This is a genomic window from Pseudomonas sp. VI4.1, from assembly GCF_002029345.1.
Classification (GTDB): domain Bacteria; phylum Pseudomonadota; class Gammaproteobacteria; order Pseudomonadales; family Pseudomonadaceae; genus Aquipseudomonas.
The window spans coordinates 36280-47406 of record NZ_MULM01000133.1; the positions used below are offsets into that span (position 1 = coordinate 36280).

The 11127-nt window shown below is 60.1% G+C and carries 9 protein-coding genes and 1 pseudogene; 7 read left to right on the plus strand and 3 right to left on the minus strand.

Annotation, left to right across the window (positions count from 1 at the left end):
- The first annotated feature begins 18 nt into the window (after positions 1-18).
- The 4 genes from BZ163_RS10415 (at position 19) to BZ163_RS10430 (ending at position 4748) form a co-directional block, all read left to right on the plus strand.
- Positions 19-1323 (plus strand): homoserine dehydrogenase, encoded by a 1305-nt coding sequence (locus tag BZ163_RS10415; RefSeq protein ID WP_128870837.1) that lies wholly within the window; start codon positions 19-21, stop codon positions 1321-1323.
- A 66-nt stretch (positions 1324-1389) separates the two neighbouring features.
- Positions 1390-2799: a threonine synthase gene (thrC, locus tag BZ163_RS10420; protein ID WP_128870838.1), complete on the plus strand. Its 1410-nt coding sequence runs from the start codon at positions 1390-1392 to the stop codon at positions 2797-2799.
- Between the two features lie 132 nt (positions 2800-2931).
- A complete protein-coding gene (locus BZ163_RS10425) occupies positions 2932-4284 on the plus strand; it encodes a transporter substrate-binding domain-containing protein (protein WP_128870839.1) in 1353 nt (450 codons plus the stop codon).
- A gap of 176 nt (positions 4285-4460) precedes the next feature.
- Positions 4461-4748, plus strand: a complete 288-nt coding sequence (locus tag BZ163_RS10430) for a DUF3509 domain-containing protein (protein WP_128870840.1) — start codon at positions 4461-4463, stop codon at positions 4746-4748.
- 171 nt (positions 4749-4919) lie between these two features.
- Here the strand turns inward: BZ163_RS10430 and BZ163_RS10435 are convergent, their stop codons facing one another.
- Positions 4920-5861 carry a TIGR02285 family protein gene (locus BZ163_RS10435; RefSeq protein WP_128870841.1) on the minus strand — a complete coding sequence of 314 codons (942 nt, stop codon included), beginning with the start codon at positions 5859-5861 and terminating at the stop codon, positions 4920-4922.
- Entirely contained in the window at positions 5842-7041 is a 1200-nt protein-coding gene (locus BZ163_RS10440; protein ID WP_128870842.1) for a CaiB/BaiF CoA-transferase family protein, read from the minus strand. Before BZ163_RS10440 ends, BZ163_RS10435 begins: the two co-directional genes overlap by 20 nt.
- 148 nt (positions 7042-7189) lie before the next feature.
- Here BZ163_RS10440 and BZ163_RS10445 point away from each other — a divergent pair, with 148 nt between their 5' ends.
- From BZ163_RS10445 to BZ163_RS10455, 3 genes are all read left to right on the plus strand, one after another.
- Positions 7190-7732: a YaeQ family protein gene (locus BZ163_RS10445; RefSeq protein ID WP_008151638.1), complete on the plus strand. Its 543-nt coding sequence runs from the start codon at positions 7190-7192 to the stop codon at positions 7730-7732.
- A 66-nt stretch (positions 7733-7798) separates the two neighbouring features.
- Positions 7799-9508, plus strand: a complete 1710-nt coding sequence (gene recJ / locus BZ163_RS10450) for a single-stranded-DNA-specific exonuclease RecJ (protein ID WP_128870843.1) — start codon at positions 7799-7801, stop codon at positions 9506-9508.
- A gap of 226 nt (positions 9509-9734) precedes the next feature.
- A complete protein-coding gene (locus tag BZ163_RS10455; RefSeq protein WP_128870844.1) occupies positions 9735-10841 on the plus strand; it encodes an NADH:flavin oxidoreductase/NADH oxidase in 1107 nt (368 codons plus the stop codon).
- A gap of 158 nt (positions 10842-10999) precedes the next feature.
- Here the strand turns inward: BZ163_RS10455 and BZ163_RS35520 are convergent.
- Positions 11000-11127, minus strand: a pseudogene (locus BZ163_RS35520) (IS110 family transposase); the annotation flags it as partial.

The following is an 11127-nucleotide window of genomic DNA, read 5'->3' on the forward strand; positions in this document are numbered from 1 at the left end:
TTTTATGGGGAGTTCACAGTGAAACCGGTCAAAGTAGGCATCTGTGGGTTAGGGACCGTCGGTGGCGGTACCTTCAACGTACTTCAGCGCAACGCCGAGGAAATTGCTCGTCGTGCCGGGCGTGGAATCGAAGTGGCACAAATTGCCACGCGCACGCCAAAGCCTCAGTTCCAAACGACCGGTATTGCGATTACCAACGATGTGTTCGAAGTGGCCACGAACCCTGAGATCGACATCGTCATAGAGCTGGTGGGCGGCTACACCGTTGCCCGTGAGCTGGTACTCAAGGCCATCGAGAATGGCAAGCATGTGGTCACCGCGAACAAGGCACTGATTGCCGTTCACGGTAACGAAATTTTCGCCAAGGCTCGCGAGAAGGGTGTGATCGTCGCGTTCGAAGCGGCCGTGGCCGGTGGCATTCCGGTGATCAAGGCGATCCGCGAAGGCCTGTCCGCCAACCGTATCAACTGGGTGGCCGGCATCATCAACGGCACCGGTAACTTCATCCTGACCGAAATGCGCGAAAAGGGCCGGACGTTCGAAGACGTCCTCGCCGAGGCGCAAGCCCTGGGTTACGCCGAAGCCGATCCGACTTTTGACGTCGAAGGCATCGACGCCGCCCACAAGCTGACGATCCTCGCGTCCATCGCGTTCGGCATCCCGCTACAGTTCGACAAGGCATACACCGAAGGCATCACCAAGCTGACCACCGCTGACGTGAACTACGCCGAAGCGCTGGGTTATCGCATCAAGCACCTCGGCGTGGCACGCAGCACTGCTGCCGGCATTGAACTGCGCGTGCACCCGACGCTGATCCCGGCCGATCGCCTGCTTGCCAACGTCAACGGCGTGATGAACGCGGTGATGGTCAACGGTGACGCTGCCGGTTCGACCCTGTTCTACGGTGCTGGCGCCGGCATGGAGCCGACGGCTTCGTCGGTGATCGCCGACCTGGTTGACGTGGTTCGCGCCATGACCTCCGACCCGGAAAACCGCGTGCCGCACCTGGCCTTCCAGCCGGATTCGCTGTCGGCCCACCCGATCCTGCCGATCGAAGCCTGCGAAAGCTCCTACTACCTGCGCATTCAGGCCAAGGACCATCCGGGCGTATTGGCTCAGGTGGCGAGCATTCTGTCGGAGCGTGGCATCAACATCGAATCGATCATGCAAAAGGAAGTCGAAGAACACGACGGCCTGGTGCCGATGATTCTGTTGACTCACCGTGTGCGTGAACAGCGCATGAACGACGCGATCGCCGCCCTGGAAGCCTTGGCAGGCGTGGTCGGTCCGGTCGTACGGATCCGTGTCGAGCATTTGAACTAAGTCGTTTTTGTTCACCGGGCCCGTGAGCGGGCCCGGGTTAACGAACACAGTCTATTGGAGCCAGTCATGCGTTATATCAGTACCCGCGGCCAGGCACCGGCCCTGAATTTCGAAGACGTCCTGCTGGCAGGCCTAGCCACTGACGGCGGCTTGTATGTGCCGGAAAACCTGCCTCGTTTCACCCAGGAAGAAATCGCTTCCTGGGCCGGCCTGCCGTATCACGAGCTGGCCTTTCGGGTGATGCGCCCGTTCGTGACTGGCAGCATCCCTGACGCCGATTTCAAAAAGATTCTCGAAGAGACATACGGCGTGTTCTCGCACAACGCCGTGGCGCCGTTGCGTCAGCTGAACGGCAACGAATGGGTGCTGGAGCTGTTCCACGGCCCGACCCTGGCGTTCAAGGACTTCGCCCTGCAACTGCTCGGTCGCCTGCTCGACTACGTGCTGGAAAAGCGCGGCGAGCGCGTGGTGATCGTCGGCGCCACCTCCGGTGATACCGGTTCGGCTGCCATCGAAGGCTGCAAGCACTGCGATAACGTCGACATTTTCATCCTGCACCCGCACAACCGCGTGTCCGAAGTGCAGCGTCGCCAGATGACCACCATTTTCGGCGAAAACATCCACAACATCGCCATCGAAGGCAACTTCGATGACTGCCAGGAAATGGTCAAGGCCAGCTTCGCCGACCAGAGCTTCCTCAAGGGTACGCGCCTGGTCGCGGTGAACTCGATCAACTGGGCGCGGATCATGGCCCAGATCGTTTACTACTTCCATGCAGCCCTGCAGTTGGGCGGCCCGGCCCGCTCGGTATCGTTCTCGGTGCCGACCGGCAACTTCGGTGACATCTTCGCCGGCTACCTGGCACGCAACATGGGCCTGCCGATCAACCAGTTGATCGTCGCCACCAACCGCAACGACATCCTGCACCGCTTCATGAGCGGTAATCAGTACGTCAAGGAAACCCTGCACGCCACGCTGTCGCCGTCCATGGACATCATGGTTTCGTCGAACTTCGAACGCCTGTTGTTCGACCTGCACGGTCGCAACGGCGCGGCGATTGCCGGCCTGATGGACACCTTCAAGCAAGGTGGCGGTTTCAGCGTCGAACAGGAACGCTGGACCGAAGCCCGCAAGCTGTTCGACTCCCTGGCCGTGGATGACGCACAAACCTGCGAAACCATCGCCGAAGTCTACGAGCAGACCGGTGAGCTGCTGGATCCGCACACGGCCATTGGCGTCAAGGCCGCGCGCGAATGCCGGCGCAGCCTGGATATTCCGATGGTGATCCTGGGCACGGCCCACCCGGTCAAATTCCCGGACGCGGTGGAAAAAGCCGGTGTAGGAAAAGCGCTTGAACTGCCTGTGCATCTTGCTGATTTGTTTGAGCGAGATGAGCGCTGCACCGTTCTGCCGAATGACCTGAAAGCCGTGCAGGCCTTTGTCAGTCAGCATGGCAACCGCGGCAAGCCCCTGTAACCGGCATAAGCTGTCACATATAAAGCCCGTCTCCCGACGGGCTTTCTCGTTTCCGGGTGTCACACTTATCGTGTGTCTACATGAAGAATCGTCCCATCAAGGACAGGCGATTCGATGACCAGGGAAGGGGCAATGCTATTTTTCAGAGGATTGAAACCAGTCGCGCGCTGGATGTTTTTGCTCAGCGCCATCGGCGTTGCGCATTGGGTGATGGCGATGCATCTGGCGACACCTGATCCCAGGGGCGCAGTCGCAGGCGCGACGATCGGACTGAGCGCTCAGGAGCGGCAATGGATCGCCGAGCACCCGCGAGTCGTTGTCGCGTCGAAGCACTTCCCGCTGTTTCTGTTCAAGGACGAGTACGGGCAGTGGAGCGGGCTGTACAACGATGTGCTCAATCGCATCAGCGCCATGACCGGTCTGCAATTTGTGTACGAAGAGACGTTTTCCACCGAGCAGATGCTGGCGCAACTGGAAAGCGGCGCGGCGAATATGAGTCCGTCGCTGTCGATGAATGACGAGCGCAAGGCGTTTCTGGATTTCAGCCATGCGTTCGGTGGCGCAGGTTGGGTATTGGTCGGGCGGGTGGGGGAACCCCCGGTAGAATCTCTGCAGCAGCTGTCACAGCAAGTATTGGTGCTGCCGGCCAGGCATGCGCTCGAATCCATGATTCGCCGTGACTATCCGGCCATCCAATTGCGTTCGGTCAAGACCTACGCCGAGGCCCGGGCGCTGGTCGTCAGTGGTGAGGCTTATGCCACCATTGAAAATGAAATCGCGGCGCAATTTTACCCGGCGGGACAGCTCGAGGTCGGGCAAGCGGTGGAGGGACTCTGGACCGCCGATTATCTGTCTGTAGGCAAAGGCCAGCCGCAGTTGTTGAGTATCCTCAACAAGGCGCTTGCAGCATTTGCGCCTGCGGAGTTACGCGCCATTCGCCTGAAATGGACCACTGGAAGTGTTCCGGTACAAGCGCCCACTGCCTGGCAGCGGCTCACGAAGTGGGGCTGGTGGGGTGTGTTGGCGGTCGGCGTATCCGCACTGTCGATAGGTTTGAGTCATCGGCGCAGGACCCTGCTCCAGCGGCGTCTGGAGGCCGAGACAGACCTTCGTGATCAGTTGGCCTTTCAACGAGCGTTGATGGACGCCATGCCCGATCCGATGTTCGTTCGTGATCTGGAAGGACGGTTGGTCATGTGCAACAAAAGTTATGAAGAAAGCTTGTCGACTCGTTTCGACCAGGTCAAGGGACGGCAATTGATCGAACTCGATACCTTGCCCAGGGAGACTGCCGAACGGCTGCATGCCGAGTTGATGGCACAACTGGCAACTCGCAAGACGAGCTTCAGCCTGTGTCAGTTGTTATTCAAGAGTGGGCCCAGGGATATTTATCAGTGGACGGTGCCGCTTTACGGTGCAGACGGCAAGTTGCGCGGTCTGTTGGGTGGATGGAGCGATATCGGCAAGTGTAAAAAGCAGGATTGATGCGGCTGATCTGCCGCCGCTGTTTTGTCTTTGTCATCTTCGCCATGCATGCTCCATCGACCAGCGACGCCGATGTGTCTGCAATCGGCATCCAGAACTTTCCCCCGAGGCCAGTGGTCATTTACAGTGGACACGCCCCAGGCACTTTGTTTTCGGACTATTGAGTGGTGATCGAGATGGAAAGTATCAGTCTATTGCTCGGTGAGGCTCTGAGCCCGTATCAGGTGACGTTGACCCCATCGGGACCCCAGGGCAAATGCCTGGTGACCCTGAAAAATTCGACTGGCGCCATTGCGGTCGAACGGGAATTCAACCAGGCACAGTTGACCGATAAGCGTCTGCTGACGGATGTGGTCGACGGATTGCATCGCGATGTGCTGATTGCCGAAGGGCGTCTGGAGCCCTGCGTTATCGCAGCCTTGCGCAATGCTGCTCAGGGCAAGCCCCTGGCCAGCCGAAAATGAAATTATGTTTTGCGGGAACCTTCCTGCTCCAAGGTCGGTCAGAGCATGTAACAGCAGGATCAAGCATTGTGCTCCGGTGCTTGTAGCTTGCTGTTACTGGTCTTTATGTAGGCCACGTTTAACCCCGAGTCGTCTCCCCACTTCTCGGGGTTTCTTTTTGCCCGCGATTTGTCATTGCCAGGCCTGCTGGCTGAAAAATGCCTTGCTGGCTTGCAGGTAGTCGCTGCGACTGTCCGGGTCCAGCCAGGCGGCGTAGGCCTCGCTCAAGCGCTCGTGGGGCAGGTCGCGCAGCAGTTGGTTGATCTCGGCGATGGCCTGGCGGCCCTGCGGGGTATCGGTACAGCCGATATAACCGGACAGGTATCGGCCGGTGCCGCGGATCGGGTAGAACTGCAATTCGTCTTCCGCGAGCCCCTGCTGCCGGGCCTGGTAGCGGATCTCCGAGCGGTACCCCAACAGCAGTCGCAAGCGTCCCAGGCGTTGCATCTGTAACAGGCTGCCCAACGCGTCGTTGCCGTAGTGGAGCGTCAGCGCATGGGCGGGTGCTTGTTTGAGCAGTGCATCGAGGTACTCGCCGTAGTTGCGCTCGGCAATGATTCCCAGCTTTTCGTCGCCGCTGGCCAGCAGGGCCGCCAGGTCCACTTCGCCGTCCTTGATAAAGGGCGTCAGCAGACCCCGATCAACGCGCCGCACTGCCAGGCCATTACTGATGGCCCGAAAGACCGGGATGGAAAACGCCATCCAGCTGGCGCGTTCCTGGCTCCAGTTCAGCGCCGCATCGCACGTGAGGGACGGCTCGCGGAGCATTTGCAAGCCGCGAGCGCGATTGACCCGCATCAGGGTGTGTTGGTATTGCGGCATGCGAGCGATCAGCAACGGCAACAGTTGATCGATGACGCCCTGGCCCTTTTCCGGTCCTTCGAAAATCATCAGCGGTGGCAGGTCGCGCAACAGCCAGACCAGGGTTTCCTTGGGCTGCGCCCACGTCGACTGAGCCTGACTGGCCAGCAGGAGGAAAGCCGCGAGTGCGCGCAGCGTTCGTCCGCCGCTCGACAGGCAGTGTTTGATGAGCCGCGCAGGCAGACGCTGTAGCTTAGATGGCGCCGTCTTCACGCAGCTTTGCGATCTGTTCCCTGTCGTAACCAAGGTCGTTCAGTACCTGAGTATTGTGTTCGCCCAGCTGCGGTCCGACCCATTCCGATGTGCCAGGCGTTTCTGAAAGTTTCGGCACGATCCCCGGCATCTTGAAATCCTTGCCGTCAGGCAGCTTGGCCTTGAGAAACATTTCCCTGGCCAGGTACTGCGGATCGCTGAACATGTCTTCGGCACTGAAGATCCGGCTGGCCGGTACATCAGCCTGATTCAACTGCTCGATGATGGCATCCAGTGGCAGCGAGTTGACCCAGCGATCAATCACCCCGTAAATCTCGTCGCGTCGGCTGTCGCGCCCGTCGTTGCTGGCCAATAGCGGGTCGCTGGCCAGGTCTTCCCGGCCAATGAGCAGCATGAAGCGTTTGAAAATGGCATCGCCGTTGGCACCGATCTGCACATGTTTGCCGTCGGCGCTGGTGTGGATCGAAGAGGGGGTGATGCCGGGCATGATGTTACCGGTGCGTTCGCGGATGAAACCGAACACGTCGAACTCCGGGACCATGCTTTCCATCATGGCGAAGATCGCTTCATACAGTGCCACATCGACCACTTGGCCCAGGCCACCGTTGACTTCGCGATGACGCAGGGCCATCAGCGCGCCAATCACGCCCCAGAGTGCGGCAATCGAATCGCCGATGGAGATGCCGGTGCGCACCGGTGGTCGGTCTTCGAAGCCGGTGATGTAGCGCAGGCCGCCCATGGATTCACCGACGGCGCCAAACCCTGGTTGATCCTTCATCGGTCCGGTCTGACCGAATCCCGATAGACGCACCATCACCAGTTTCGGGTTCAGTGCGTGCAGGACTTCCCAGCCCAGGCCGAGTTTTTCCAGGACGCCGGGGCGAAAATTCTCGATCAGAATGTCCGCTTCGCCGAGCAGCTTTTTCAAAATCGCCAGACCGTCCGGATGCTTGAGGTTTAGCGTCAGGGACTTTTTGTTGCGAGCCTGGACGAACCACCACAGCGAGGTGCCTTCGTACAACTTGCGCCACTTGCGCAAGGGGTCACCACCGTCCGGGGATTCAATCTTGATCACTTCGGCACCGAATTCACCGCAGATGCGCGAGGCAAACGGCCCGGCGATCAAGGTGCCCAATTCAATGACTTTCAGACCTGAGAGCGGTTTGGCGGTGAACGGCATGCTGGATCCTTTAGGACAAAGGCTTAACGGGTAGAGCGTTTTAGCATAGCCCGGTGTCAGCCGCCCAAGGTTGATTCGCCTTCAATTCGTTGATTGCCTGTCGCATCGGTTAGACTTGCCGCCTTTCCACGTATCAAGAAGCCCGTTCATGGCCCAGCCGTCCACGACCTACAAGTTTGAACTGAACCTCACCGACCTCGACCGCAGCGTCTACGAGAGCGTGAAGCAGACCATCGCCCGTCACCCTTCGGAAACCGAAGAACGCATGACCGTGCGGCTGCTGGCCTACGCCTTCTGGTACAACGAGCAGCTGTCGTTTGGTCGCGGTCTGTCAGACGTCGATGAACCAGCCCTGTGGGAAAAGAGCCTGGATGACCGTGTCCTGCACTGGATCGAAGTCGGCCAGCCGGACGCCGATCGCCTCACCTGGTGCTCGCGCCGCACCGAGCGCACCAGCCTGCTGGCCTACGGCAGCCTGCGCGTCTGGGAAACCAAAGTGATCCCGGCGATCAAGAATCTGAAAAACGTGCACATCGCCGCGGTACCCCAGGACGTTCTGGAGACCCTGGCCAAAGACATGCCGCGCGTGATCAAGTGGGATGTGATGATCAGCGAAGGGACGATTTTCGTCACTGACGACCGTGGTCAGCACGAAGTGCAGCTGCAGTGGCTGAGCGGCGAACGCGGCTGATCGATCTGCGCGGTACCGCACCCACCGGTTTTGTCCCACCTATCCAAGAGAAGCACCTGTCACCCCATGCGCATCGAACCTCGCCTGTTGCCCGACACCCTGCCATTCCTCGGTGATCTGCCGCCGCTGCTAACCCGTCTGTACGCGGCGCGGGGCGTACAGTCCGAAGCCGAGCTGGACAAGAGCCTGGCGCGGCTGATTCCGTTCCAGCGGCTGAAGGGCATCGAGGGCGCGGTGGATTTGCTGGTGGCGGCGCTGGAGCAGCGTCAGCGGATTCTGATCGTCGGTGACTTCGACGCCGATGGGGCGACGGCCAGTACCGTGGGCATGTTGGGGCTGCAGTTGTTGGGCGCGGCTCACGTCGACTATCTGGTGCCGAACCGCTTCGAATACGGGTATGGCCTGACTCCGGAAATCGTCGAAGTCGCACTGACCCGCGACCCTCAACTGCTGATTACCGTGGATAACGGCATCTCCAGCGTCGAAGGCGTGGCGGCGGCAAAAAAAGCCGGGCTCAAGGTCCTGGTTACCGATCACCACTTGCCTGGCGACGAGCTGCCATTGGCCGATGCCATCGTCAATCCCAACCAGCCGGGTTGTGAGTTCCCGAGCAAGGCACTGGCCGGTGTCGGGGTGATTTTCTATGTACTGATGGCCTTGCGCGCGCGTTTACGCAGCCTCGGCTGGTACGCGAGCACGCCGCAGCCGAATATCGGCGAGTTACTGGACCTGGTGGCCCTCGGCAGCGTCGCCGACGTCGTGCCGCTGGATGCCAACAACCGGATTCTGGTGCATCAGGGTCTGGAACGCATTCGCGCCGGACGTGCTCGACCGGGGATCAAGGCGATCCTCGAAGTGGCCAAGCGTGACCCTGCGCGCATCACCTCCACCGATCTGGGGTTCATTGTCGGGCCCCGCCTGAACGCCGCCGGTCGGCTGGATGACATGAGCCTGGGCATCGAATGCCTGCTCACCGAAGACGTCGGGCTTGCGCGTGAAATGGCCGCACAGCTGGACGGCATGAACCAGGATCGCAAATCCATCGAGCAGGGCATGCAACGTGAGGCGCTGGCCCAGCTCAAGGACTTGCCGGTGGAATCGATGCCGTTCGGTTTGTGCCTGTTCGATCCCGAGTGGCACCAGGGCGTCATCGGCATCCTCGCCTCGCGAATGAAAGAACGCTATTTTCGTCCGACCATCGCCTTTGCCGATGCCGGCGATGGCCTGCTCAAGGGCTCGGGACGTTCGGTCCAGGGGTTTCATATTCGCGACGCGCTGAGTGTGGTGGCGGCGCAACATCCGAACCTGATCAGCAAATACGGCGGCCATGCCATGGCGGCAGGCCTGACGCTGCCGGAAGCGAATTTTCCGTTGTTCGCCGAAGCCTTCGATGCCGAAGTCCGTCGGCAATTGCGCGAAGAGGACCTGACCGGTCGGCTGTTGTCGGACGGCACCCTGGCAGTCGAGGAGTTTCACCTGGAACTGGCTCGTGCCCTGCGTCATGCCGGCCCTTGGGGGCAGCACTTTCCGGAGCCGCTGTTTCATGGGGTGTTCCAGTTGGTCGAGCAGCGCATCGTCGGCGAGCGGCACCTCAAGGTGGTGCTGAAAAGCGAATGTGGCTCGGTGAAACTCGATGGCATTGCCTTTGGCATCGACCGCGACATCTGGCCGAACCCGACCATCAAATGGGTGGAACTGGCCTACAAGCTCGACCTCAACGAGTTTCGCGGGAATGAGACGGTGCAGTTGATGATTGCCCACATCGAACCGCGTTGACCCTATCGCGGGCTTGCCCGCAATAGCGATCTCTCTGATACCGAATTCATCTGAACCCTCCACCAACCCCCGATGTCGACTAGGCTCTAAGCACTGCTTGATAATCCTTGTGACGTCTTGTCAATTTTTTTACCCGCGGGGGCGGGTGCTGCAGCTTTTTTTTCCTGTCACTCGTCGACTTTCAAACAGAACCCTGGAGCCTGCCCACTGATTCGAGAGGTGCCCCATGAGTCTGCTGCTTGAACCCTATACCCTTCGCCAATTGACCCTGCTCAACCGCATTGCGGTCTCGCCGATGTGCCAGTATTCGAGCGTGGATGGCCTGGCCAATGACTGGCACCTGGTCCACCTTGGCAGCCGCGCTGTCGGCGGCGCCGGCCTGGTGTTTACCGAAGCCACGGCGGTCACTGCCGATGGACGGATCACCGCCGATGACCTCGGTCTGTGGAGCGACGAACAGATCGAACCCCTGCAACGTATTACCCGCTTCATCACCGCTCAGGGCGCCGTGGCCGGCATTCAGTTGGCCCACGCCGGGCGCAAGGCCAGCACTCACAGGCCGTGGCTGGGCAAGCATGGCAGCGTCAAACCCGATGAAGGAGGCTGGGTTCCGGTCGGTCCTTCGCCGATCGCTTTCGATCCCCAGCACACCCAACCCAGGCAGCTTGATGAAGGCCAGATCGCCGACGTCATCCAGGCCTTTGTCGAGTCAGCCAAAAGAGCGCTGACCGCCGGTTTCAAAGTGGTGGAAATACACGCCGCCCATGGCTATCTGTTGCATCAGTTCCTGTCCCCCCTGAGTAATCAGCGACGCGATCTATATGGCGGTTCATTCGAGAATAGAATCCGGCTGGTGCTGCAAGTCACCGAGGCGGTGCGTGCAGTATGGCCCGAGGAGCTGCCGCTGTTTGTGCGGGTGTCGGCCACCGATTGGGTGGAAGACGGCTGGAACCCCGATGAAACCGTCGAACTGGCGCGGCGCCTTCACGCGTTGGGCGTGGACCTGATCGACGTGTCGTCGGGGGGTACGGCGGTCAACGCCGAGATCCCCACAGGGCCGGGTTATCAGACCCGCTTCGCCGAGCGTGTGCGCAAGGAGTCGGGCATTGCCACCGGCACGGTAGGCATGATTACCGAACCCGCTCAGGCCGAGCACATATTGCGCACCTGCCAGGCCGACATCATCTTCCTGGCTCGGGAACTGTTGCGCGATCCGTATTGGCCGCTGCATGCCGATGACGACCTGGGTGGGCGCAAGGCCATCTGGCCGGCGCAGTATCAGCGGGCCACCCATCGGGAGCAGCCGATTCATGAGTCGGATCTGCGTGATTGAGTGAGGCTGTAAAACCAAAAAGCCCCGGTCGAGTTGATCGGGGCTTTTGTATTTCTGTGCCGGGATATTTGTTGCCTGTTCAGCCGCCTTCGCGGGCAAGCCCGCTCCCACAGTTAACCGCGATCATCCAGATGGAATGCGATCCAATGTGGGAGATTCTATGTTGCAGGGGAACCCTGCAACCTTAAATTCGGCTGGTATTCGCTTTGGTTTTTCATGAGTGCGAATGCCACCCGGCACAGCTTGCGGGCGAGGATGACCAGGGCTTGGGTTTTTGCCAAGCCTC

Coding starts and splice junctions, on each gene's coding strand:
- thrC (WP_128870838.1), top strand. CDS start 1,390: ATGCGTTATATCAGTACCCGCGGCCAGGCACCGGCCCTGAATTTCGAA.
- BZ163_RS10425 (WP_128870839.1), top strand. CDS start 2,932: ATGCTATTTTTCAGAGGATTGAAACCAGTCGCGCGCTGGATGTTTTTG.
- BZ163_RS10430 (WP_128870840.1), top strand. CDS start 4,461: ATGGAAAGTATCAGTCTATTGCTCGGTGAGGCTCTGAGCCCGTATCAG.
- BZ163_RS10440 (WP_128870842.1), bottom strand. CDS start 7,041: ATGCCGTTCACCGCCAAACCGCTCTCAGGTCTGAAAGTCATTGAATTG.
- BZ163_RS10445 (WP_008151638.1), top strand. CDS start 7,190: ATGGCCCAGCCGTCCACGACCTACAAGTTTGAACTGAACCTCACCGAC.
- recJ (WP_128870843.1), top strand. CDS start 7,799: ATGCGCATCGAACCTCGCCTGTTGCCCGACACCCTGCCATTCCTCGGT.
- BZ163_RS10455 (WP_128870844.1), top strand. CDS start 9,735: ATGAGTCTGCTGCTTGAACCCTATACCCTTCGCCAATTGACCCTGCTC.